This window comes from Pseudomonas sp. Irchel s3h17 (genome assembly GCF_900187505.1).
Lineage (GTDB): Bacteria > Pseudomonadota > Gammaproteobacteria > Pseudomonadales > Pseudomonadaceae > Aquipseudomonas.
This window is the reverse complement of the sequence record NZ_FYDL01000008.1, coordinates 174,875-197,230: the sequence shown is the minus strand read 5'-3', so window position 1 is coordinate 197,230 and position 22,356 is coordinate 174,875. Positions and strand designations below refer to the sequence as shown.

The window sequence follows — 22,356 nt, the reverse complement described above, 5'->3', positions numbered from 1 at the left end:
GGATCATTCCCATTCAATGGTCGCTGGCGGCTTGCTCGACACGTCGTAGGTGACGCGGGAGATGCCTTCGATTTCATTGATGATGCGGCCGCTGACGGTTTCCAGCAGTTCGTAAGGCAGGTGTGCCCAACGCGCGGTCATGAAGTCGATGGTTTCCACGGCACGCAGGGCCACGACCCAGGCGTAACGACGGCCATCGCCAACAACGCCAACCGATTTCACCGGCTGGAACACCACGAAGGCCTGGCTGACCTTGTGGTACCAATCGGCTTTGTGCAGCTCTTCGATGAAGATGTGGTCGGCGCGACGCAGCAGGTCGGCGTATTCCTTCTTCACTTCACCGAGGATCCGCACGCCCAGGCCCGGGCCCGGGAACGGGTGACGGTAGACCATGTCGTACGGCAGGCCCAGTTCCAGGCCCAGACGACGAACTTCGTCCTTGAACAGCTCGCGCAGGGGTTCAACCAGCTTGAGGTTCATTTCTTCCGGCAGGCCGCCCACGTTGTGGTGCGACTTGATCACGTGGGCCTTGCCGCTTTTCGCGCCAGCCGACTCGATCACGTCCGGGTAGATGGTGCCCTGGGCCAGGTACTTGATGTTGTCCAGCTTGCAGGATTCGGCATCGAACACGTCGATGAAGGTACGGCCGATGATCTTGCGCTTCTTCTCCGGGTCGGCTTCGCCGGCCAGGTTACCGAGGAACTGCTCTTCGGCGTTGGCGCGGATCACCTTGACGCCCATGTTCTCGGCGAACATGGCCATCACTTGCTCGCCTTCGTGCAGGCGCAGCAGGCCGTTGTCGACGAAGACGCAGGTCAACTGGTCGCCAATGGCCTTGTGCAGCAGCGCGGCAACCACCGAGGAATCCACACCGCCAGACAGGCCGAGCAGTACGTTGTCGGTGCCGACCTGGGCACGGATGTTGGCAATCGCGTCTTCAGCGATTTTCGACGGCGTCCACAGGGCTTCACAGCCGCAGATGTCGAGGATGAAGCGCGACAGGATGCGACCGCCCTGCTTGGTGTGGGTCACTTCCGGGTGGAACTGCACGCCGTAGTAACCGCGAGCATCGTTGAACATGCCGGCAATCGGGCAGCTCGGGGTGCTGGCCAGAATGTGGAAGTCTTCCGGCATCTTGGTGACCTTGTCACCGTGGCTCATCCACACGTCGAGACCGAACAGGCCGTCAGCGTCGATGTGGTCTTCGATGCCATCGAGCAGGCGGCTCTTGCCGACCACGTCAACGCGGGCATAACCAAACTCACGCAGCTCGGAACCTTCAACCTTGCCGCCCAGTTGCTCGGCCATGGTCTGCATGCCGTAGCAGATACCGAAGACCGGTACGCCCAGGTCAAACACTGCCTGCGGGCAGCGCGGGCTGTTGGCTTCGTGCACGGACTCGGGGCCACCGGCGAGGATGACGCCTTTAGGGGCGAATTCGCGGATCGCATCTTCGTCCATGTCGAACGGGTGCAGCTCGCAGTACACACCGATCTCGCGCACGCGGCGGGCGATCAGTTGGGTGTACTGCGAACCGAAGTCGAGGATCAGGATGCGGTGAGCGTGAATGTCGAGGGCCATGATTCAGTCTCGTCTAAGTAATTCAGAAACAGTCGTGATTCAGAAACAACTCGGGGCTGAATAGAACAGCCCCGGTTGCTTAACGATTTGCTTGAAGCCTCAACCTACGCGGTAGTTTGGCGCTTCTTTGGTGATCTGCACGTCGTGAACGTGGGACTCGGCCATGCCAGCACCGGTGATCCGCACGAACTCAGGCTTGGTGCGCATTTCTTCGATGTCGGCGCTGCCGGTGTAACCCATCGAGGAACGCAGACCGCCCATCAACTGGTGAATGATCGCGCTCAGGGTGCCCTTGTACGGAACACGCCCTTCGATGCCTTCCGGAACCAGCTTCTCGGCGCCGGCCGAGGAGTCCTGGAAGTAACGGTCGGAGGAACCTTGAGCCTGGGACATGGCGCCCAGCGAACCCATGCCACGGTAAGCCTTGTACGAGCGACCCTGGAACAGTTCGATCTCGCCCGGCGCTTCTTCGGTACCGGCGAACATCGAGCCCATCATCACGCAGGAAGCACCAGCCACGATGGCCTTGGACAGGTCACCGGAGAAACGGATGCCGCCGTCGGCGATCAACGGAACGCCAGTGCCTTCAAGGGCAGCGGCAACGTTGGCGATGGCACTGATTTGCGGCACGCCGACACCGGCAACGATACGGGTGGTGCAGATCGAGCCAGGGCCGATACCGACCTTGACCGCATCCGCGCCCGCTTCGGCCAGAGCCTTGGCGGCAGCGCCAGTGGCGATGTTGCCGCCGATCACCTGCACTTCAGGGAAATTCTGTTTGACCCAGCGAACGCGGTCGATCACGCCTTTGGAGTGACCGTGAGCGGTGTCGACCACCACCACGTCAACGCCGGCTGCCACCAGGGCGGCAACGCGATCGCCGGTGTCTTTACCGGTACCGACCGCGGCGCCAACGCGCAGACGACCTTGATCGTCCTTGCTGGCCAGCGGGTAGGCCTTGGCTTTTTCGATGTCGTTGACGGTCATCATGCCCTTGAGGGCGAACTTGTCGTCGACGATCAGCACGCGTTCGATGCGGTGCTTGTGCAGCAGTTCACGCACATCGTTCTTGTCGGCGCCTTCCTTGACCGTGACCAGACGTTCTTTAGGCGTCATCACTTCACGGACAGTGGCTTCCAGACGGTTCTCGAAACGCACGTCACGGGAGGTGACAATGCCGACCAGGTCGCCATTGTGCAGTACCGGAACGCCGGAGATGTTGTGCATGCGGGTCAGTTCGAACAGTTCGCGCACGGTAGCGTCGGCGTCGATGGTGATCGGGTCCTTGACCACACCGGCTTCGTAACGCTTGACCTTGCGCACTTCGGCAGCTTGCTGCTCGATGGTCATGTTCTTGTGGATGATGCCGATACCACCTTCCTGAGCCATGGCGATTGCCAAACGGGCTTCAGTGACGGTGTCCATGGCGGCGGAGACCAGTGGAATATTCAGCTCGATGCCACGGGTAAGACGGGTTTTGAGACTGACTTCGTTAGGAAGCACCTCGGAATAACCAGGCACTAAAAGAATGTCGTCGAAGGTCAGAGCTTCTTGGCTGATACGCAGCATCGCGGGGGCTCCCGAGCGGGAAAATGGAAGCGCGCCATTATACTCAGACACCCCCGTCGGTGAAAGGTAAAAGTCTGTCTATTATTCGCATTGCTGATGTACGGGGATTTCGTTGATTGTCGGCGCGGCCGAACGCGGCGCCCGCGGGGATTCAAAGTTCGACTTTTACCCAACTCACCGGCAAATCCAGCCACTCGGCAAACTCATCGATAAAACCCTGCTTGAACCCGGCCTCGGCCCAGTTATTGAAGATAAAGCCCAGGTTGGAAAACCCGCACTCCTGCAGGAACAGGAAGCCATTGATGTCATCTTCATGCCCACATTCGGGGCAGATGAAGTTATCGGTGCGGCCCGGCATCCAGTCTTCAAGGCTTTCGAACAGTGCTTCGCCGATCTCCTTGCGGCATTCGGCACAACCGGCTTCCTCGAGAAAACCCTTGGCCGGGGTATAGATGCAGCGCTTGGTGATGATTTCCAGGCCGTTGACGGGATCGCCGAACGGCAGCGCTTCGGGATGCAGCACCACGGCCCGCGCGCCGGGCGCGATGGCATGGGCCATGCGATTGCCGGTACGGCCGCAGGTGGTGAGCGTCTCTTCAATGATGTTCTTGCGCACCAGCCACCGCACAATCGCCCGCGCCCGGGCCTCATGCACTGGCAGGGTGGAGATTTTCGGGACGATGATGCTTTGGGAATTCATGAGGCGGCCTGCGACTTCTGATAAGGATGTGCTGCGGTATTCGACCTGACGCCAGGACGGCCGGCAGCATAATCCCTGCCCCGCTCAGGTCAAGTACTCAGGTACCGCCCGATCAACGCAATCCCGCTGGCCAGCACCAGCCAGGTGACCAGCCGCACAAAGGCTTCCCGGGACAATCTCATGGTCAGCCGTCGACCTATCCACAGCCCCAACACCATGGCCGGCAACAAACACAGCGCCAACATCAACAAGGGTAGCTCGGCATACACACCGGCGATCACGAACAAGCTCAAGCGCACCACCGTGCTGCAACTGATCAGCGCACTTTGCGTGGCCCGGGCTTCGTCCTTGGACAAGCGACTGTTCAGGTAGATGGCATACAAAAAGCCTCCGCTGCCGAACAGCGCGCCAAACATCCCGCCGACCGTGCCCATGGGCATTGCCCAGACGGCGGACAACCGGGCAGGCCGAGCCTTCACCCACAGGCTATAGACCGCATAGACGCTGATGAACAGCCCCATCATTAACAGCAACAGGTCGGACTTGAGGTTCAACAGGAAGATCACCCCCAGCGTGCAACCCAGCGCCATGCACGGCAGCAGGCGCAGCAGTTCGGGCCTGGCCACGTCCCGGCGCGAGGGCAGCAGATTGCCGAACGCGGCGACGAAATCCAGCAGCACCAGCAGCGGCACAATCTTCGACAACGGCATGAACAGAATCAGCACCGGGCCGGCCACCAGTGCCGTGCCAAAACCGGCAATGCCAAACACGATATAGGCCAGGACAATCCCCGCGCCGATCACCAGCCAATCCACGGAGCCAAACGGCCATTGCTGCAACAACTCGATAACACTCATTGGTTAAACGTCCTGAATCCAAGGTGAAATGACTTTAGCCAGCGACGAGCCTTGCGACTAATATCTTCAGCGCCGCCCACCCATCTCGAAAAGGCATGACTCGTGCTCTCCATCCGCCAACTGCGCTACTTCGTCGAAATTGCAGAAACCGGCAGCTTCAGTGCTGCCGCCGAACGATTGTTCGTGGCCCAGTCGGCCCTGAGCCGGCAGATCAAGGAGATGGAGAGCCGACTCAACACCCCGCTGTTCGAACGCACTGCTCGCCAGCCAAGGCTGACTGCCGCCGGCGAAGCCTTTTACCCTCGGGCCAGGAACCTGCTGATCGAACTGGGCAAAGCCAGCGACATGGCAACCCAGGTGGGCACCGGCCAATTGGGCACCTTGCGCCTGAGCCACTCCAGCACCGTTCCCTTGAGCGGCCGGTTGCTCAATGCAATCAGTGGTTATCTGGATCATTGCCCCGGCGTCTCCATGGAGATCGTCAAGCTGTCCTCCGAAGCACAGCTCGAAGCGCTGGCCGAAGGCCGCCTGGACGTCGGACTGCTACGCCTGCCAGTGCTGCGCCAGCGCGAAGGGGTGAGTATTGTCCCGCTGTTCAGCGAACGGTTACTGCTCGCCGTCCCTCCCACTCATCCACTGGCGACCCATCACCCCGAACAGGCCATCGACCTGGCGCAATTGAAGGATGAAGCCTTTATCTCGATCCCCCATCCGCAGCGCGGCGGGCTCAGCTATTTATCCGCCGAGCTGTGCATGCGCCAGGGCTTTTTCCCCAGGGCGGCCCGCGTGGTGTCGCGCAAAACAACCCAGTTGCAGCTGATTCAGGCCGGTTTCGGGATTGCCCTGCTGCCGGAATCGATGCGCGACATCGCGCCAGCCAACATCCATTTCCTGCCCCTGGCGGATCCGGATTGCCAGAGCACCGTCGCCCTCGCCTTTGCGCAAAAGCCCACGGCGCTGGTCCAGCAGTTCACGCAACACTTCACCCAGTCTTGCGCACCTTTCTGAGGGAGCAGCGCCCACCCCACGCCCACAAGGGATTTGCGCTGACTCATGGAGATTGATCGCCGAATGCCTTTAAACTGCGCCCCATGATTAAAGATCCCTTCGCAAGACTCGGCCTGGACCGTGAAGTCCTGACCGTCAGCCAACTCAACGGCCGCGCGCGGGTGTTGCTCGAAGACGTGTTCAGCAACATCTGGGTCGAAGGCGAAATCTCCAACCTCGCCCGTCCGGCGTCCGGCCATGTGTATTTCACCCTCAAGGACAGTGGCGCCCAGGTGCGTTGCGCGCTGTTCCGGCAGAACGCGGCACGGGTGCGCCAGGCGCTGAAGGATGGCCTGGCGGTCAAGGTCCGGGGCAAGGTCTCGCTGTTCGAAGGCCGTGGCGACTACCAGCTGATTCTCGACACCGTGGAGCCGGCCGGTGACGGTGCGCTGCGCCTGGCCTTCGATGCGCTGAAGGAGAAGCTCAGCGCCGAAGGCCTGTTCAGCGCCGAACGCAAGGTCGCGCTGCCGGCGCATCCGCAACGCATTGGTATCATCAGCTCGCCGACCGGCGCGGTGATCCGCGACATCATCAGCGTGTTCCGCCGCCGCGCGCCGCACGTGGCATTGACCCTGATCCCTACCGCCGTGCAGGGCCGTGAAGCCACCGGGCAAATTGTCCGTGCCCTGAAACTGGCCGACGCCCGAGGCTTCGATGCCTTGATCCTGGCCCGTGGCGGTGGCTCGCTGGAAGACCTCTGGTGCTTCAACGAAGAAGCCGTGGCCCGTGCGGTGGACGCCTGCGTCACGCCGATCGTCAGTGCGGTCGGCCATGAAACCGATGTGTCGATCTGCGATTTCGTCGCCGATGTCCGCGCCCCCACGCCGTCGGCCGCCGCCGAACTGCTGGCACCGGACTCCAGCGACCTGCTGCACCGTGTCGAAAGCCTGCACCGCCGACTGGTGATGCGCATGCGCGACCGCCTGATGCGTGACCGCTTGCGCCTGGAAGGCATGACCCGGCGCTTGCGCCATCCCGGCGAACGCCTGCGTCAGCAGGCACAGCGCCTGGACGATCTGGACATGCGCCTGCGCCGCGCCTTCGAGCGCAACCTCACGGCTCGCCGCGAACGCCTGATCCGCCTGGAAACCCGCCTCGCCGGGCAGCACCCGGGGCGGCAACTGGCGCTGCTGCGCCAGCGCCTGGACAGCCTCGCCGAACGCCTGCCGCGTGCGATGCGCGAAGGCCTCAAGGCGCGGCGTATGAACCTGCAAACCCAGATGCAAACCCTGCACGTGGTCAGCCCGCTCGCCACCCTGGGCCGTGGTTACGCCATCTTGCTGGATGAGCGTGGTAACGCGATCCGCAACGCTGCGCAAACCCAGAACGGCCAACGCCTGAAAGCCAGGCTGGGCGAAGGCGAACTGCAGGTCCGGGTCGAAGATAACCACCTGACGCCTGTCACCCTTTCTCTACTGGATTGATCCATGCCGCGTTTTTTCAGTGTTCTCTTTCTGCTGTGCCTGACCTTCAACGTTCACGCCGACAGCTACATCACCCGCCTGCTGAACAAGCCGGTTCCCGGAGGCGTTGCGGTGCTCGACCTGGGCTCCTCGGCCCAGGCGCCAAAGGCCAGTTACCAGGGCAAACCGGTGCTGGTGGTCAAGGAGCAGAACAACTGGCTGGCGATTGTCGGCGTGCCCCTGACGGTCAAACCCGGCACCCAGCAAATCAGCAGCGGTGGTCGTAACCTGAGCTTCACCGTCGGTACCAAGCAATACCCGGAGCAACGCATCACCCTGAAGAACACGCAGCAGGTCAACCCGAACCCGGCCAATCTCAAGCGCATCGAGGGTGAACTGGCCGAGCAGCTCAGCGCCTACCGCACCTTCAGCCCGAACATTCCGAGCAACCTGCTGCTGGACAAACCGGTCAACGGGCCGCTGTCGAGCAAGTTCGGCGTGCGCCGTTTCTTCAATGGCGAAGAGCGCAACCCCCACGCCGGGCTCGACTTCGCGGTGCCGGCCGGCACGCCGATCAAGACCCCTGCTGGCGGCAAGGTGATCCTGATCGGCAACTACTTCTTCAACGGCAACACGGTATTCGTCGACCACGGCCAGGGCTTTATCAGCATGTTCTGCCACATGTCGAAAATCGACGTGAAGGTCGGCCAGCAACTGGCCCGCGGCGGTGTCGTCGGTAAGGTCGGCGCCACCGGCCGCGCCACCGGACCGCACATGCACTGGAACGTCAGCCTGAACGATGCCCGCGTGGACCCGGCGATTTTCATTGGCGTGTTCCAGCCATAACCTGCCCACAGGTATTGCGCATGACCAACGGTCTGCGCAATACCCAGCAACATTTCCAGATAATCCACGAATAAAATCTCGCCAAAAACGACTTTTCGAGTATTCCTCTCAAAGTTTTTCGACCACTTGCCATCCTTCTTCACCGCGGTTAGGGTTGAAAGCATGAAAACCTCTCACACCCTCATTCAGCTTCGCCAGCACCGCAGCCTGTGCCTCGTCAGCGCACGACTGCCGGGCTGAATCGCAGTGCCTCGCCCCCGGTTTTATCCCACGTATTTTTTGATCCACCGGCAGGCCGCCACTTTTCGGCCAACAGAATAAGGACTTCCCAGATGAGCATGCTCAAAGACCCGTCTTCCAAATACCGCGCGTTCCCGACCATCGATATCGCGGATCGCACCTGGCCGTCGAAGACCATCACTGCCGCGCCGATCTGGTGCAGTTCCGACTTGCGCGACGGCAACCAGTCGCTGATTGAGCCAATGGACGCAGTGAAGAAGCTGCGCTTCTGGAAAACCCTGGTGTCGGTGGGCGTCAAGGAAATCGAAGCCTCCTTCCCGGCGGCTTCGCAAACCGACTTCGACTTCGTGCGAACCCTGATCGAAGACGGCCACATCCCGGACGACACCACCATCCAGGTGCTCACCCAAGGCCGTGAAGACTTGATTGCGCGTACCTTCGAATCCCTTCGCGGGGCAAAAAAGGCCATCGTTCACCTGTATAACGCGACCTCCCCTTCCTTCCGCCGGATTGTCTTCAACCAGGACAAGGACGGCGTCAAGGAAATCGCGGTCAGCGCGGCCAAGCTGTTCGTCAAATATGCCGCCCAGCAGCCGGAAACCGAATGGACGTTCGAGTACTCGCCGGAGACCTTCAGCGCCACCGAGCTCGACTTCGCCAAGGAAGTCTGCGACGCGGTGATCGAGGTCTGGAACCCGACCCCCGATCACAAGATGATCCTCAACCTGCCCGCCACCGTTGAGTGCGCCACACCGAATATCTACGCCGACCAGATCGAGTGGTTCGGCCGTCACATCAACCGTCGTGACAGCGTAATCATCAGCCTGCACACCCACAACGACCGTGGCACTGGCGTTGCGGCCACCGAACTGGGCCTGATGGCTGGCGCCGACCGCGTCGAAGGCTGCCTGTTCGGCAACGGCGAGCGCACCGGCAACGTCGACCTGGTCACCGTGGCCTTGAACCTCTACACCCAGGGCGTCAACCCTGAGCTGGACTTCTCCGACATCGACGGCGTGCGCAAGGTCGTCGAGGAGTGCAACCAGATTGCGGTTCACCCACGTCACCCGTACGTCGGCGACCTGGTCCACACCGCATTCTCTGGCTCGCACCAGGACGCTATCCGCAAGGGCTTCGCCCAGCAGCAACCGGACGCCCTGTGGGAAGTGCCTTACTTGCCGATCGACCCGGCCGACATCGGCCGCAGCTACGAGGCCGTGATTCGCGTCAACAGCCAGTCCGGCAAAGGCGGTATCGCCTACCTGCTGGAACAGGAATACGGCATCAACTTGCCACGCCGCATGCAGATCGAGTTCAGCCAGGTGGTCCAGCGCGAAACCGATCGCCTGGGCCTCGAAATGACGGCCCAGCAGATCCACGCCTTGCTGCACAGCGAGTACTTGCAGGCCAACACCCCGTACGCACTGGTCAGCCATCGCCTGCAGGAAGAGAACGGCCATAGCTCAGTCGAAGTGGAAGTCTCCAGCAAAGGCCAGGGCGAAACCAACCTGCACTGGCGTGGCAAGGGCAACGGTGCCCTGGAAGCCCTCGTGGCCGGCTTGCCGATCCCGGTGGAGATCATGGACTACAACGAACACGCCATCGGCGCGGGCACCAATGCCAAGGCAGCGGCCTACATCGAACTGCGTGTGAATGGCGAACGCGCGGTGCATGGCGTGGGTATTGATGAAAACATCACCACCGCCAGCTTCAAGGCCCTGTTCAGTGCCCTGAACCGCTCCCTGAGCCAGCCACAGGCCAAGGCGGCGTAACCTGTAGCGGATAGGCAAAAGGCCCCGGGGTGAGAACCTCGGGGCCTTTTTCGTTGCTGGAGTGTCCAATTGAGACAAGGAAGCTGTTGTGGCAAGGCGCTTGCCGTGGCGAGGGAGCTTGCTCCCGCTGGGGCGCGAAGCCCCCCCCCCCAGAACCATCAGCACATTCCGTCAGAACGAACTCATCGGCTGCCTTGGACCTGCTTCGCAGGTCAGCGGGAGCAAGCTCCCTCGCCACATGGGGTACTACAGGAACTCGAAGGTATCGGCGTCCAGATCAGCCGGGAACCGTGTGCGGTAAGCGGCTAGCTCGGCGGCATCCAGCACCACCTTGAACACCCCGTCGGCCTCGCCGGCGCTGAGCAGCGTCTCGCCCTGGTAATCCAGTACCTGGCTGTCGCCGGTATAGGCAAAACCCTTGCCATCGGTGCCAACACGGTTCACCGCTGCCACGTAGCACAGGTTCTCGATCGCCCGCGCCGGCAACAATCGGTTCCAGTGCTGACGCCGGGCTCCTGGCCAGTTGGCGGTGTACAGCAACAGGTCGGTGTCGTGTGGGTCACGGCTCCAGACCGGGAAGCGCAGGTCGTAGCAAATCAGTGGACGCACCCGCCAGCCCTTGAGTTCGAACTGCACCTGACGCTCGCCCGGAGTGAAATGGTGGTGTTCGCCCGCCATGCGGAACAGATGGCGCTTGTCGTAGTGCCAGACCTCGCCATCGGGTCGCGCCCACAATAGCCGGTTGCGATGACTGCCATCGGCGGCCTGGACAATCACACTGCCGGTGATCACCGCGCCCAGCTTCGCCGCCTGAGCCCGCAACCATTTACTGGTCGGGCCGTTTTCCGCTTCGGCGAGGGTCTCTGACGCCATGGAGAAACCGGTGGTGAACATCTCCGGCAGGATGATCAGGTCCGCACCGCGTGCCTGCTCCAGCAACGGTTCGAAATGCTCGAGGTTGGCCTGGCGGTCATGCCAGGCCAGGGTGGTCTGGATCAACGCAACATTGAGATTGGGCAAGGTACTCAGATCACGCATAGTTTTTCCGCTGCCTCACGCAGGGTCTCCTCTCGCTTGGCAAAACACAGGCGCACCAGACGCTGTTCCTGCGGCGGGCTCTGGTAGAACACCGACACCGGGATTGCCGCCACACCGTGCTCGCGGGTCATCCACATCGCCATGTCGACGTCGTTCAGGTCCGGGCGAATCGCGGAATAGTCGACCAGCTGGAAATAGGTACCGGCGACCTTGGTAAAACTGAAACGCGAAGGCAGGAGCAAATCGCAGAACAGATCGCGCTTGGCCTGATAGAACGCCGGCAACTCCTCGACATGCTCCGGGTGCTCGGCCATGTAGTCGGCCAAGGCGTACTGCAACGGGGTGACACCGCAGAAACTGACGTACTGGTGCACCTTGCGCAGTTCCGCGGTCAATGCCGGTGGCGCGACCACATAACCGGTCTTCCAGCCGGTGACGTGATAGGTCTTGCCGAACGAGCTGACCACAAAGGCGCGTTGATACAGCTCTTCGTGGGCCAGGACACTGACATGGGGCACGCCATCGAATACCAGGTGTTCGTACACCTCGTCGCTGATCACATAGATGTCGCGGTCGCGGATCAGCTCGGCCAGTTGATCCAGCTCGGCACGGGAGATCAGTGCACCGCTGGGGTTATGCGGCGAATTGAGGATGATCATGCGTGTACGCGGGCTCAGCGCTTCACGCAGCTTCTGGAAGTCGATGGCAAAGTCCTTCACCCCCAGCTGCACATGCACACAACGCCCGCCCGCCAGCTCCACCGAAGGCTCATAGCTGTCGTAGGCCGGGTCGAAGACGATCACTTCGTCGCCGCTGTGGATAACCGCCTGAATGGCGCAGAAGATCGCCTGGGTGGCACCGGGCGTGATGGTCACCTCGGTGTCGGCATCGACCCTGGCACCGTAGCTGCGGGCAATCTTCGCGGCCACTTGCTCGCGCAGCACCGGCAGGCCGGTCATGGGTGAATACTGGTTGTGGCCATTGGCAATATGCCGCCCCACTGCATCGCGCAGGGCCTGCGGACCATCGAAATCGGGGAATCCCTGGGACAGGTTCAGCGCACCGGTCTGCGCCGCGAGCTGAGACATTTGGGTGAAGATGGTGATGCCGACATTCGGCAGCTTGCTGGTGATCATCGGTGGTTCCCTGCTGAACACCCGGCTCTGACGTCGGCGCGGGAGAGCCCGAGGATAGCCCATCCGACGCCCATAAAAAAAGGGCGCATAAAGCGCCCTTTCTTGAACCCGATCCAGTGGGAGCGAGGCTTGCCCGCGATGGCCACGCTGCGGTGTAACAGGTACACCGCGTTATCGTTCATCGCGGGCAAGCCCGCTCCCACAGAAGCCAGGCAAGCCGTCAATCAACGCTTATCGCGGCGCTTCTTTTCAGCTTTCTTGTGGTGAGTCATCATCCGACGCTTCTTGTTGACCTGACGGTCGGTGAGCGTGTTCTTTTTCGCTTCGTACGGGTTCTCACCACCTTTGAACTCGATGCGGATCGGCGTACCGACCAGCTTCAAGACACGACGGTAGGTGTTTTCCAGGTAACGGACGTAAGAGTTCGGAACCTTCTCGACCTGGTTACCGTGGATCACGATCAACGGCGGGTTGGCACCGCCCAAGTGAGCGTAACGCAGCTTGATCCGGCGGTTGTTGACCATCGGTGGCGCGTGCTCGCCAACGGCGTCTTCGAGGATCTGGGTCAGGCGGTTGGTCGGCCAGCGAGTGATCGCCGACTTGAACGAGTTCTGTACCGACTGGTACAGGTTGCCCACGCCAGTGCCGTGCAGTGCCGAGATGAAGTGGATGTCGGCGAAGTCGACGAAGAACAGCCGACGCTCCAGCTCGATCTTCACGAAGTCACGTTCCGACGGCGTCATGCCATCCCACTTGTTCAGGGCGATGACGATGGCACGACCGGCTTCCAGGGCAAAGCCCAGCAAGTTCAGGTCGTGGTCCACCACGCCCTCACGGGCGTCCATCACAAAGATCACCACGTTGGCGTCTTTGATCGCTTGCAGGGTCTTGACCACCGAGAACTTTTCAACTTCCTCGTTGATCTTGCCGCGCTTGCGCACACCCGCGGTGTCGATCAGCGTGTACTTCTCATCGTTACGCTCGAACGGGATGTAGATGCTGTCGCGGGTGGTGCCGGGCTCGTCATAGACGATCACCCGGTCTTCACCGAGCATACGGTTGACCAGGGTCGACTTGCCGACGTTCGGACGACCGATGATGGCGATCTTAATGCCATCTTTTTCGCTCGGGCCAGGAATCCGCACCGCTTCTTCGCCTTCGGCGACGTCGGCGTTCAGGTCCTCTTCTTCGGTGTCACGCGGGAATTCGCTCAGGGCGGCTTCCAGCAGTGTGTTCACACCGCGACCTTGCGCACCGGCAACACCAATGGCGTGGCCCATGCCCAACGGAGCGAATTCAGCGCGGGCCATTTCAGGATCGATGTTGTCGATCTTGTTGGCCACCAACAGGGAGCGTTTGTTGCGCTTGCGCAAGTGCTCGGCAATCATCTGGTCGGCGGCGGTGAAGCCAGCCTTGGCGTCTACCAGGAACAGAACGACATCGGCTTCTTCGATAGCCAGCAGCGACTGCTCGGCCATCTTTTCGTCCATGCCGTGTTCATCACCGGAAATACCACCGGTGTCGACCAGGATGTAGGAGCGCCCTTGCCACTTTGCCTCACCGTATTGGCGATCACGGGTCAGACCGGAAAGGTCGCCAACAATAGCGTCGCGGCTTTTGGTCAGGCGGTTGAACATGGTGGATTTACCGACGTTCGGTCGGCCCACCAGGGCGATTACGGGAACCATGCGGCTCTCCACTTCGTTATTTCAGAAAATACAAAAGCCGCTGCGAGGCAGCGGCTGGTGCTCGTGTAGGAGCGAGCTTGCTCGCGAAGAACGTCACCACACCGCGTTTATCCGGACTATACGCGTTATCGTTGACGTCCATCGCGAGCAAGCTCGCTCCTACCTATAGGTCCAGCATAGTCCTTACTTGATGGTCAGGGCTTCCAGTTTGCCGCTGTTGCCATACACATAAATCGTGTCACCCACCACCAGCGGACGGGCACGAAGGCCATCGCTGTCGATGCGTTCACGGCCGACGAAACGACCGTCCACCTGACTCAGCAGGTGCAGGTAACCTTCCAGGTCACCGACTGCAACGTAGCTGGAGAACACTTCCGGAGCCGACAATTGACGACGGGCCAGCGAATCGTTGCTCCACAATGCCGTGGTGGAACGTTCGTCGACGCCTTCAACCGTGCCCGAAGACAGGCTCACATAGACGTTGCCGAAACCCTGGGCGACACCGGCATAGCTGGAAGCATCACGCTGCCAGAGTTGACGACCGCTCTCCAGGTCCAGTGCCGCAACGCGACCCTGATAGCTGGCGACGTACAGGGTACCGCCAGACAACAGCAGGCCACCGTCGATATCGACCACGCGATCGAGTTCCGAACGGCCTTGCGGGATCGCAACGCGAGTTTCCCACACCGGCACGCCGTTGGAGATATTCAGCGCCACGACTTTGCCGGTCGACAGACCGGCCAGCGCCAGGCGATTGGTCACGATCGGCGCACTGGTGCCACGCAGGGTCAGTACGGCCGGGGTGCTGTCATACAACCAGCGCTGGTTGCCAGTGGCCGCGTCCAGGCCGATCAGGCGATCGTCCTGGGTTTGCACCACCACCACGTCACCGTTGTTCGCAGGCGGCGCCAGCACTTCGCTGGTCACGCGAGCGCGCCACTTTTCTTCGCCGTTGATGGCGTCCAAAGCAACCACTTCGCCCTTGAGGGTGCCGATCATCACCAGGCCGTAACCCACGCCAACGGCGCCGGAAACAGGCAGTTCAAGATCCTTTTTCCACTTGACGTCACCGTTGCCGCGATCCATCGCCACGACCACGCCGCTGACATCGCCGGCATAGATGGTGTCGCCGTCGATCGCCGGCACCAGCATGTTGTAGGTTTCGCCCTGACCGTCACCGATCGAACGGCTCCACTGCTTTTGCAGGACCACTTCTTCCTTGAAGTCGACCAGCTCCGCCGGTGGCAGTTCTTTTTTGCTGTTGCTGCTGCAACCCGCGGCCAGAACGGCCAGAGCCAGCAATGCTGCATGTTTCCAACGAATCACGTCACGCATCCCCTTTGGCCAGGTCGTCCAGTTTGATTTGCAGGCCGCCTACCGCCGCTTCATCCGACAGCGCCGCCTTGGCTTTCTGATACGCCGCGTGGGCTTCGTCGGTACGGCCCAACTGGACCAGCAGGTCACCCTTGAGTTCTTCACGAGTGGCCAGGAATGCCTTGTCCGCATCGCCTTCAAGCAGTTTCAGGGCCTCATCGACCTTGTTCTGCCCCGCCAGCACCTGAGCCAGACGCTGACGCGCCACTTCACCCAGGGCGGCGTTGGCCGGTTTGTCGGCAACGGCCTTGAGTTCGCGGGCGGCGTCATCGAGCTTGCCGCTGTCGACCGCGACTTTCGCCACGAACAGGCTGCCGTATTGCGCGTAGGCAGTGCCGCCGAACTCGCTGTTGAGCTTGTTCGACAGGTCCGCCACACGGGCCATGTCAGGCTTGCCGTCCGGGGTCAGCGTGGTTTCCAGCAATTGCTGATAGAGCATCGAGGCGCCTTGCGACTGGTTGCCCTGATACTTCTGGAACGCCTGCCAGCCGAACACGATGACCAGCGCCAACAGGCCGCCAGTGACCAGGGGCTTACCGTTGCGCGTCCACCAGTCCTTCAAATCCGCCAGCTGTTCATCTTCGGTACTCGACACCCCAATACTCCTTATTCGCTAAATCGGCTGATTGACAGCTTCAACCCTGCACGACGCAGGTGGCCAGGTGAGCGGCGAGCGCATCCCAGGCAATGCTTTGTTGTTCACCCTGGCCACGCAGGGGTTTGAAACCTACCACTTGCTGGGCCATTTCGTCGTCACCCAGGATCAGTGCGTACAGTGCACCGCTCTTGTCGGCTTTCTTGAACTGGCTCTTGAAGCTACCGGCGCCGGCATTCACTTGCAGGCGCAGGTTGGGCAACTGGTCACGCACCCGCTCGCTCAAGGTCAGGCCGGCCAGCTCGGCCGCTTCGCCGAAAGCGCACAGGTAGACATCGACCTGACGGGAGATTTCCTGCGGGATCTGCTCCAGGGTTTCCAGCAGCAGCACCAGGCGCTCGATACCCATGGCGAAACCGACGCCGGTGGTCGGCTTGCCGCCCATCTGCTCGACCAGGCCGTCGTAACGGCCGCCCGCGCACACGGTGCCCTGGGCACCCAGCTTGTCGGTGACCCATTCGAAAACGGTCTTGCTGTAGTAATCCAGCCCGCGCACCAGCTTCGGGTTGATCACGTAAGGAATGCCGGCGGCGTCCAGGCGAGCCTTGAGGCCCTCGAAGTGCGCGCGCGACTCCTCGTCGAGGTAGTCGGCCATCTTCGGCGCATCGACCAGTACCGCCTGGGTATCGGCGTTCTTGGTGTCGAGCACCCGCAGCGGGTTGGTTTTCAGGCGGCGCTGGCTGTCTTCATCCAGTTGGTCCAGGCGGGCCGACAGGTACTCGACCAGGGCCTCGCGATAACGACCACGGGATTCGCTGGTACCCAGGCTGTTGAGCTCGAGCTTGACCGCGTCACGGATGCCCAGCTCGCCCCACAGGCGCCAGGTCAGCACGATCAGCTCGGCATCGATGTCCGGGCCATCGAGGTTGAAGACTTCAACGCCGATCTGGTGGAACTGGCGATAACGGCCTTTCTGTGGACGCTCATGGCGGAACATCGGGCCGATGTACCAGAGCTTCTGCACCTGGCCACCACCCGTGATGCCATGCTCCAGCACCGCGCGCACGCAGGCCGCCGTGCCTTCGGGGCGCAGGGTCAGCGAGTCGCCGTTGCGGTCCTCGAAGGTGTACATCTCTTTTTCGACGATGTCGGTCACTTCACCGATGGAGCGCTTGAACAGTTCGGTGAACTCGACGATCGGCATGCGGATCTGCTTGTAACCGTAGTTATCCAGCAGACGCGAGACGGTGCCTTCGAAATGACGCCACAGCGGGGTCTGTTCGGGCAGGATGTCGTTCATGCCACGAATGGCTTGCAGAGACTTGCTCACAAAAATTCCTTAATTCGTTCGATCAGCCGCGAGCGATGACCGCTGCGTCGGCTTCGACCTTTTCGGCCGCTTTCTCGCGGATCAGCCGTTCCAGCTCATCCACCAGATTGTCATTCGTCAGTTTCCGCGACGGCTTGCCGTCGATGTAAATCAGGTTCGGGGTGCCGCCGGTCAGGCCAATATGGGCCTCTTTGGCTTCGCCAGGACCGTTGACCACGCAACCGATGACCGCCACATCCAGCGGCACCAGCAGATCCTCGAGGCGCCCTTCCAGCTCGTTCATGGTCTTGACCACATCGAAGTTCTGCCGCGAGCAGCTCGGGCAGGCGATGAAGTTGATACCACGGGAACGCAGGTGCAGGGATTTGAGAATGTCGTAGCCGACTTTCACTTCCTCGACCGGGTCGGCTGCCAACGAGATGCGAATAGTATCGCCAATCCCTTCGGCGAGCAGCATACCGAGGCCCACGGCGGATTTCACTGTGCCTGAACGCAAACCGCCGGCTTCGGTGATACCCAGGTGCAGTGGCTGCACGATTTCCTTGGCCAGCAGACGGTAGGCTTCAACGGCCATGAACACGTCGGAGGCCTTCACGCTGACCTTGAAGTCCTGGAAATTCAGGCGTTCAAGGTGCTCGACGTGACGCAAGGCCGACTCCACCAGCGCGGCAGGGGTTGGCTCGCCATATTTCTTTTGCAGGTCTTTTTCCAGGGAGCCGGCGTTCACCCCGATACGGATCGGGATCCCGCGGTCGCGGGCCGCATCGACCACCGCACGCACACGGTCTTCGCGACCGATGTTGCCCGGGTTGATCCGCAGGCAATCGACGCCCAGCTCAGCGACGCGCAAGGCGATCCGGTAGTCGAAGTGGATATCGGCAACCAATGGCACCTTGACCAGCTGCTTGATGCGACCGAAGGCTTCGGCGGCATCCATGTCCGGAACGGAAATCCGCACGATATCGACGCCAGCCGCTTCCAGGCGATTGATCTGGGCCACGGTGGCGGCCACATCGTTGGTATCGCTGTTGGTCATGCTCTGCACAGCGATAGGCGCATCACCGCCCACCGGTACCGAACCGACCCAGATCTTGCGGGATTCGCGACGTTTGATTGGAGATTCGCCGTGCATGACTTATTGACCCAACTTCAGGCGAGCAGTCTCGCCACTGGTGAACGGAGCTACATCGACCGCTTGCCCGTTGTAGCTGATCTGCGCGCCACGGGCGAAGCCCAGGCGTACTGCAAAGGGTGGCTTGCCGCTGAGGTCGACGGCCTCGCCTTTACGCTTGAGACCGCTCAACAGCACTCTGCCGTTGCCATCGGTGACTTGTGCCCAGCAGTCGGCCACGAACTGGATCCGCACCTGGCCGGCACCGGCCACCGGGGCAGTCGGTGCTACCGTCGGGGCAGCAGGAACTACCGGAGCTGCCGGGGCTGCCGGGGCTGCCGCGACAGGCGCCGGCGCAACGGTGGCGACCCGGGCGACTGGTGTCGCAGGCGCCACGACAACCGGAGCAGCCGGCGTCACGACCGGGGCTACCTGGGCCGGTACCTGGGTGTTTGCCTGGACTTCGTCAGTCGCTGCGGCCTCAGGCAACTCCAGCGGCGTGGTGCTTTCGGTCTGGGCTTGTGCCACCGCCTGATCTTCCGGCTCGTCGAGCGGATGGATCTGCGTGGTGCCATCGGCGCCTTCGACTTCGACATGTTCCGGGTTCAAGCCGATCAAGTCCTTGGTGCGCAGCGAGGTTTGATCCTGCCACCAGACAAAACCGCCACCCACGACGGCGATCAGCAACAACAGGCTGACAATGCGCAAAATGGTGTGGGAAACGCGGCTTGGCTCTTCGATGCGACCCAGGCTGTGTACGTTACTGCCTTTGGCATCGGTGCCGGTGTGCTGGTCGAATTGTTGAACCAGGATCGCCTGGTCCAGGTCGAGCAGTTTGGCGTAAGCGCGGATATAGCCGCGGGCAAAGGTGTGCCCTGGCAGCTTGTCGAACGCGCCGGCTTCCAGATTGCTCAGGGAAATCACGGTGAGATTGAGCTTCAGAGCCACTTCGCTCAGCGACCAACCATTGCCTTCACGCCCCTGACGCAGGGTCTGGCCAGGGTTTACGCGAGTCGCTGCTACAACTTCGGGATGCGCCGCTTTCATCATTGCTCCGACAGGTATTGCTGATATTCCGGTGTACCGGGATAGAGTCGTTTTAATTGCAGGCCTAGACTGGCGGCCTTGTCACGATCGTCGAACACGTCGGCCAGCCGAACGCCGAGCCATAGACTACGTGCATTTTGCTCGGCAAGCAGGCTAAAACGGTCGTAATAGTCACGCGACGGCACATAATGCCTGTCTTCGAAGGACAACTCAGCCATTTCCAGCAACGCACGGGGTTGTTGACGATTCAGGCGCAGGGCTTTTTCCAGCTGTTGCCGGGCCAGGTCGCGCTGCCCCAGCATCGCGGCGGTCATGCCCAGGTTCTCGAACACCCGCGAACGTCCAGGGTAAAGGCTATCGGCGGCGGCTTGTTCAAAGCGCTCGTAAGCTTCCTTGTAACGTTTCTCTTCAAAGAGAAAGCTGCCGTAGTTGTTCAGGATACGCGCATCATCAGGACGGGCTGCCAGGGCCTTGCGAAAATGCTGGTCAGCCAGTTCAGGTTCCATTTCGGCCTGAAACACCAGGCCCAGGGCCGCATTGGCCTCGGCGTCCGAGCCATCGAGTTCCAGGGCCTTCTTGAGGGGTACCTTGGCCTGCTCGGTCATGCCCTGCTGCAGATACCCCATGCCCAATTGCACGTAGGCAACGCGCGCCTCGTCACGGCCCTTGCTGGTTTTCATCGGGTCGAAGTCACCCGACAAAACACAGCCAGCCGACAGGCTGGCAAACAGCAAGAGCAGCGCAACGCGCAGGGACATGGAGATCCTCTCTTAGGTACGATTCGCAGCGTCTTGCGCGATATCGCTGTCGGCGCTCAACTCACGCACGGCAATATAACGTTCGCTACGACGGGTGCGATCCAGCACCTGCCCTACCAATTGACCACAGGCCGCATCGATGTCTTCGCCGCGCGTGGTACGCACGGTGACGTTGAAGCCCGCGTGATGCAGTTGATCCTGGAAACGCCGGATGGCGTTGTTGCTCGGGCGCTCGTAACCGGAGTGCGGGAACGGGTTGAACGGGATCAGGTTGATCTTGCACGGGATGTTCTTGAGCAACTCGATCATTTCAACCGCATGCTCGACCTTGTCGTTGATGTCCTTGAGCAAGGTGTACTCGATGGTCAGCACGCGCTTTTCGCCCAGGGACGACATGTAGCGCTGGCACGACTCGAGGAGCATCTTAAGCGGATACTTCTTGTTGATCGGCACCAATTGGTTACGCAATGCGTCATTGGGTGCGTGCAGGGACAACGCCAGGGAGACGTCGATGTGCTTGGACAGCTCATCGATCATCGGCACCACGCCTGAAGTAGACAGGGTCACGCGGCGCTTGGAGATCCCGTAGCCCAGGTCATCCATCATCAGATGCATGGCGGCCACGACGTTGTCGAAGTTCAGCAGCGGCTCACCCATGCCCATCATCACCACGTTGGTGATGGCACGGTCGGCGGTTGCCGGGATGCTGCCGAACGATTTATTGGCAATCCACACCTGGCCGATGACTTCGGCGGCGGTGAGGTTGCTGTTGAAGCCTTGCTTGCCGGTGGAGCAGAAACTGCAATCCAGGGCACAGCCTGCCTGGGACGAAACGCACAAGGTGCCGCGTTTGCCCTGGGGAATGTACACGGTCTCGACGCAGCTGCCGGACGCCACACGAACCACCCACTTGCGGGTGCCGTCGGTGGAGATGTCCTCGCTGACAACTTCAGGACCGCGAACCTCGGCAATAGCCTTGAGCTTGTCGCGCAAGGCCTTGCTGACGTTCGTCATGGCGTCGAAATCATCGACGCCAAGGTGGTGAATCCATTTCATTACCTGACCGGCACGGAAACGCTTCTCCCCGATTGAGTCGAAGAATTTTTCCATTTCCAGCTGAGTCAGACCCAGCAGGTTAGTTTTAACAGTCGATGTAGTCATGGATTCACCTTCACTCTTAAGCCAATGCTTAGCGAGTGGTTACTTCAGTAGCTGCGAAGAAGTACGAGATTTCGCGAGCAGCAGCGGCTTCGGAGTCCGAACCGTGTACAGCGTTGGCGTCGATGGAATCAGCGAAGTCAGCACGGATGGTGCCGGCAGCTGCTTCTTTAGGGTTGGTAGCGCCCATCAGCTCACGGTTCAGAGCGATAGCGTTTTCGCCTTCCAGAACCTGGACAACAACCGGGCCGGAGATCATGAAAGCAACCAGGTCGCCGAAGAAACCACGAGCGCTGTGTTCAGCGTAGAAGCCTTCAGCTTCAGCCTTGGACAGTTGCTTGAGTTTCGAAGCTACAACGCGCAGGCCAGCTTTTTCGAAACGAGTGGTGATCTCGCCGATAACGTTTTTTGCAACAGCGTCAGGCTTGATGATGGAGAAAGTACGTTGAACAGCCATGGTGTAACTCCAGAAACGGTAATTTGCGAAAAATTAAACCCGCGAATTATACGCGGGTTCTTTGGTATTGCCTAACGGCGTACAGTGCGTTCAGTCGGCTTCTTCGATCCAGGCCGCTTGAATCGCTTCAAGCACCTTCTCGCCACCGCGGGTGGGGTCATCACTGAACTCCGGCAATGCCAGCACCCATTGATGCAGATCGACGAAGTTCACGTAATGCGGATCCACATCCGGCTTGGATTCAGCCAACTGGATCGCGATTTCCAGCACATCAACCCATTTAAGACTCATGACAATTCCTTGAATCAATGCGGCGCTTCGGCGGCGTGGTTGAGCGAGTACTTCGGAATCTCGACGGTCAGGTCTTCCGTCCCGACCTTGGCCTGACAGGCCAGGCGCGATACGGCTTCCAGCCCCCAGGCCTTATCAAGATAGTCTTCTTCCAGCTCGTCAGCCTCTTCCAGCGAGTCGAAGCCTTCGCGAATCAGGCAGTGGCAGGTGGTGCAGGCGCAGACGCCGCCACAGGCACTTTCCATCTCGATATGGTGCTCATGAGCCAGTTCGAGGATGGACACGCCGGTCTCAGCCTCCACAACCATGCCGTCCGGGCAAAACTTTTCGTGTGGCAGAAAAATGACCTGCGGCATCG

General features: G+C 60.8%; 21 protein-coding genes. 4 read left to right on the top strand and 17 right to left on the bottom strand.

Features of this window, described 5'->3' with window-relative positions; genetic code table 11:
• Positions 1-3: 3 nt before the first annotated feature.
• The 4 genes from guaA to CKW25_RS13660 form a co-directional block, all read right to left on the bottom strand.
• The gene (guaA, locus tag CKW25_RS13675; RefSeq protein WP_095079971.1) at positions 4-1,581 is read right to left on the bottom strand and encodes a glutamine-hydrolyzing GMP synthase; all 1,578 of its coding nucleotides are present in this window, start codon (positions 1,579-1,581) and stop codon (positions 4-6) included.
• A 99-nt stretch (positions 1,582-1,680) separates the two neighbouring features.
• On the bottom strand, positions 1,681-3,150 hold the full coding sequence (gene guaB, locus CKW25_RS13670) for an IMP dehydrogenase (protein ID WP_095079969.1): 1,470 nt from the start codon (positions 3,148-3,150) through the stop codon (positions 1,681-1,683).
• Positions 3,151-3,301: 151 nt separating this feature from the next.
• A complete protein-coding gene (locus CKW25_RS13665; RefSeq protein ID WP_095079968.1) occupies positions 3,302-3,850 on the bottom strand; it encodes a sugar ABC transporter ATPase in 549 nt (182 codons plus the stop codon).
• A gap of 89 nt (positions 3,851-3,939) precedes the next feature.
• Positions 3,940-4,707 (bottom strand): sulfite exporter TauE/SafE family protein, encoded by a 768-nt coding sequence (locus CKW25_RS13660; protein WP_095079966.1) that lies wholly within the window; start codon positions 4,705-4,707, stop codon positions 3,940-3,942.
• Positions 4,708-4,809: 102 nt separating this feature from the next.
• On the opposite strand from CKW25_RS13660, the gene CKW25_RS13655 reads away from it, so the two are divergent.
• From CKW25_RS13655 to leuA, 4 genes are all read left to right on the top strand, one after another.
• Entirely contained in the window at positions 4,810-5,715 is a 906-nt protein-coding gene (locus CKW25_RS13655; protein WP_095079965.1) for a LysR family transcriptional regulator, read from the top strand.
• A gap of 83 nt (positions 5,716-5,798) precedes the next feature.
• The gene (xseA, locus tag CKW25_RS13650; RefSeq protein ID WP_095079963.1) at positions 5,799-7,178 is read left to right on the top strand and encodes an exodeoxyribonuclease VII large subunit; all 1,380 of its coding nucleotides are present in this window, start codon (positions 5,799-5,801) and stop codon (positions 7,176-7,178) included.
• A gap of 3 nt (positions 7,179-7,181) precedes the next feature.
• Positions 7,182-8,003, top strand: coding sequence for a M23 family metallopeptidase (locus CKW25_RS13645; RefSeq protein WP_095079962.1), 822 nt, complete (start codon positions 7,182-7,184; stop codon positions 8,001-8,003).
• Between the two features lie 332 nt (positions 8,004-8,335).
• Positions 8,336-10,015, top strand: coding sequence for a 2-isopropylmalate synthase (gene leuA, locus CKW25_RS13635; protein ID WP_095079960.1), 1,680 nt, complete (start codon positions 8,336-8,338; stop codon positions 10,013-10,015).
• Positions 10,016-10,261: 246 nt separating this feature from the next.
• Here leuA and CKW25_RS13630 read toward each other — a convergent pair whose 3' ends face one another.
• The 13 genes from CKW25_RS13630 to fdx form a co-directional block, all read right to left on the bottom strand.
• Complete coding sequence (locus tag CKW25_RS13630; protein WP_095080058.1) at positions 10,262-11,053, bottom strand: amidohydrolase; 792 nt, start codon at positions 11,051-11,053, stop codon at positions 10,262-10,264.
• Positions 11,041-12,189, bottom strand: coding sequence for a pyridoxal phosphate-dependent aminotransferase (locus CKW25_RS13625; protein ID WP_095079959.1), 1,149 nt, complete (start codon positions 12,187-12,189; stop codon positions 11,041-11,043). The genes CKW25_RS13630 and CKW25_RS13625 overlap by 13 nt, the downstream gene beginning before the upstream one ends.
• A 224-nt stretch (positions 12,190-12,413) precedes the next feature.
• Positions 12,414-13,877, bottom strand: a complete 1,464-nt coding sequence (der, locus tag CKW25_RS13620) for a ribosome biogenesis GTPase Der (protein WP_095079957.1) — start codon at positions 13,875-13,877, stop codon at positions 12,414-12,416.
• 183 nt (positions 13,878-14,060) lie between these two features.
• Entirely contained in the window at positions 14,061-15,212 is a 1,152-nt protein-coding gene (gene bamB, locus CKW25_RS13615; protein ID WP_095079956.1) for an outer membrane protein assembly factor BamB, read from the bottom strand.
• Positions 15,205-15,846 carry a tetratricopeptide repeat protein gene (locus tag CKW25_RS13610; protein WP_095079954.1) on the bottom strand — a complete coding sequence of 214 codons (642 nt, stop codon included), beginning with the start codon at positions 15,844-15,846 and terminating at the stop codon, positions 15,205-15,207. The genes bamB and CKW25_RS13610 overlap by 8 nt, the downstream gene beginning before the upstream one ends.
• 40 nt (positions 15,847-15,886) lie before the next feature.
• Positions 15,887-17,176 carry a histidine--tRNA ligase gene (gene hisS / locus CKW25_RS13605; protein WP_095079953.1) on the bottom strand — a complete coding sequence of 430 codons (1,290 nt, stop codon included), beginning with the start codon at positions 17,174-17,176 and terminating at the stop codon, positions 15,887-15,889.
• Between the two features lie 22 nt (positions 17,177-17,198).
• Positions 17,199-18,308, bottom strand: a complete 1,110-nt coding sequence (gene ispG / locus CKW25_RS13600; protein WP_095079951.1) for a flavodoxin-dependent (E)-4-hydroxy-3-methylbut-2-enyl-diphosphate synthase — start codon at positions 18,306-18,308, stop codon at positions 17,199-17,201.
• 3 nt (positions 18,309-18,311) lie between these two features.
• Entirely contained in the window at positions 18,312-19,334 is a 1,023-nt protein-coding gene (locus CKW25_RS13595) for a RodZ family helix-turn-helix domain-containing protein (RefSeq protein ID WP_095079949.1), read from the bottom strand.
• Positions 19,334-20,092 (bottom strand): type IV pilus biogenesis/stability protein PilW, encoded by a 759-nt coding sequence (gene pilW / locus CKW25_RS13590; protein ID WP_095079946.1) that lies wholly within the window; start codon positions 20,090-20,092, stop codon positions 19,334-19,336. Before pilW ends, CKW25_RS13595 begins: the two co-directional genes overlap by 1 nt.
• 12 nt (positions 20,093-20,104) lie before the next feature.
• Positions 20,105-21,253 (bottom strand): 23S rRNA (adenine(2503)-C(2))-methyltransferase RlmN, encoded by a 1,149-nt coding sequence (gene rlmN / locus CKW25_RS13585; protein WP_095079944.1) that lies wholly within the window; start codon positions 21,251-21,253, stop codon positions 20,105-20,107.
• A gap of 28 nt (positions 21,254-21,281) precedes the next feature.
• Entirely contained in the window at positions 21,282-21,707 is a 426-nt protein-coding gene (gene ndk / locus CKW25_RS13580; protein WP_007916882.1) for a nucleoside-diphosphate kinase, read from the bottom strand.
• 90 nt (positions 21,708-21,797) lie between these two features.
• Positions 21,798-21,998: a Fe-S cluster assembly protein IscX gene (gene iscX, locus CKW25_RS13575; protein WP_095079942.1), complete on the bottom strand. Its 201-nt coding sequence runs from the start codon at positions 21,996-21,998 to the stop codon at positions 21,798-21,800.
• Between the two features lie 14 nt (positions 21,999-22,012).
• Positions 22,013-22,354: an ISC system 2Fe-2S type ferredoxin gene (gene fdx, locus CKW25_RS13570; protein ID WP_095079940.1), complete on the bottom strand. Its 342-nt coding sequence runs from the start codon at positions 22,352-22,354 to the stop codon at positions 22,013-22,015.
• Positions 22,355-22,356 lie beyond the last annotated feature (2 nt).

What these genes read in the sequence shown, in the direction of transcription:
- leuA (WP_095079960.1), top strand. Translation starts at nt 8,336, where the DNA reads ATGAGCATGCTCAAAGACCCGTCTTCCAAATACCGCGCGTTCCCGACC.
- CKW25_RS13630 (WP_095080058.1), bottom strand. Translation starts at nt 11,053, where the DNA reads ATGCGTGATCTGAGTACCTTGCCCAATCTCAATGTTGCGTTGATCCAG.
- ndk (WP_007916882.1), bottom strand. Translation starts at nt 21,707, where the DNA reads ATGGCTGTTCAACGTACTTTCTCCATCATCAAGCCTGACGCTGTTGCA.
- guaB (WP_095079969.1), bottom strand. Translation starts at nt 3,150, where the DNA reads ATGCTGCGTATCAGCCAAGAAGCTCTGACCTTCGACGACATTCTTTTA.
- rlmN (WP_095079944.1), bottom strand. Translation starts at nt 21,253, where the DNA reads ATGACTACATCGACTGTTAAAACTAACCTGCTGGGTCTGACTCAGCTG.
- CKW25_RS13665 (WP_095079968.1), bottom strand. Translation starts at nt 3,850, where the DNA reads ATGAATTCCCAAAGCATCATCGTCCCGAAAATCTCCACCCTGCCAGTG.
- CKW25_RS13660 (WP_095079966.1), bottom strand. Translation starts at nt 4,707, where the DNA reads ATGAGTGTTATCGAGTTGTTGCAGCAATGGCCGTTTGGCTCCGTGGAT.
- xseA (WP_095079963.1), top strand. Translation starts at nt 5,799, where the DNA reads ATGATTAAAGATCCCTTCGCAAGACTCGGCCTGGACCGTGAAGTCCTG.
- bamB (WP_095079956.1), bottom strand. Translation starts at nt 15,212, where the DNA reads ATGCGTGACGTGATTCGTTGGAAACATGCAGCATTGCTGGCTCTGGCC.
- pilW (WP_095079946.1), bottom strand. Translation starts at nt 20,092, where the DNA reads ATGTCCCTGCGCGTTGCGCTGCTCTTGCTGTTTGCCAGCCTGTCGGCT.
- ispG (WP_095079951.1), bottom strand. Translation starts at nt 18,308, where the DNA reads ATGCACGGCGAATCTCCAATCAAACGTCGCGAATCCCGCAAGATCTGG.
- iscX (WP_095079942.1), bottom strand. Translation starts at nt 21,998, where the DNA reads ATGAGTCTTAAATGGGTTGATGTGCTGGAAATCGCGATCCAGTTGGCT.
- CKW25_RS13625 (WP_095079959.1), bottom strand. Translation starts at nt 12,189, where the DNA reads ATGATCACCAGCAAGCTGCCGAATGTCGGCATCACCATCTTCACCCAA.
- der (WP_095079957.1), bottom strand. Translation starts at nt 13,877, where the DNA reads ATGGTTCCCGTAATCGCCCTGGTGGGCCGACCGAACGTCGGTAAATCC.
- fdx (WP_095079940.1), bottom strand. Translation starts at nt 22,354, where the DNA reads ATGCCGCAGGTCATTTTTCTGCCACACGAAAAGTTTTGCCCGGACGGC.
- CKW25_RS13645 (WP_095079962.1), top strand. Translation starts at nt 7,182, where the DNA reads ATGCCGCGTTTTTTCAGTGTTCTCTTTCTGCTGTGCCTGACCTTCAAC.
- CKW25_RS13595 (WP_095079949.1), bottom strand. Translation starts at nt 19,334, where the DNA reads ATGAAAGCGGCGCATCCCGAAGTTGTAGCAGCGACTCGCGTAAACCCT.
- guaA (WP_095079971.1), bottom strand. Translation starts at nt 1,581, where the DNA reads ATGGCCCTCGACATTCACGCTCACCGCATCCTGATCCTCGACTTCGGT.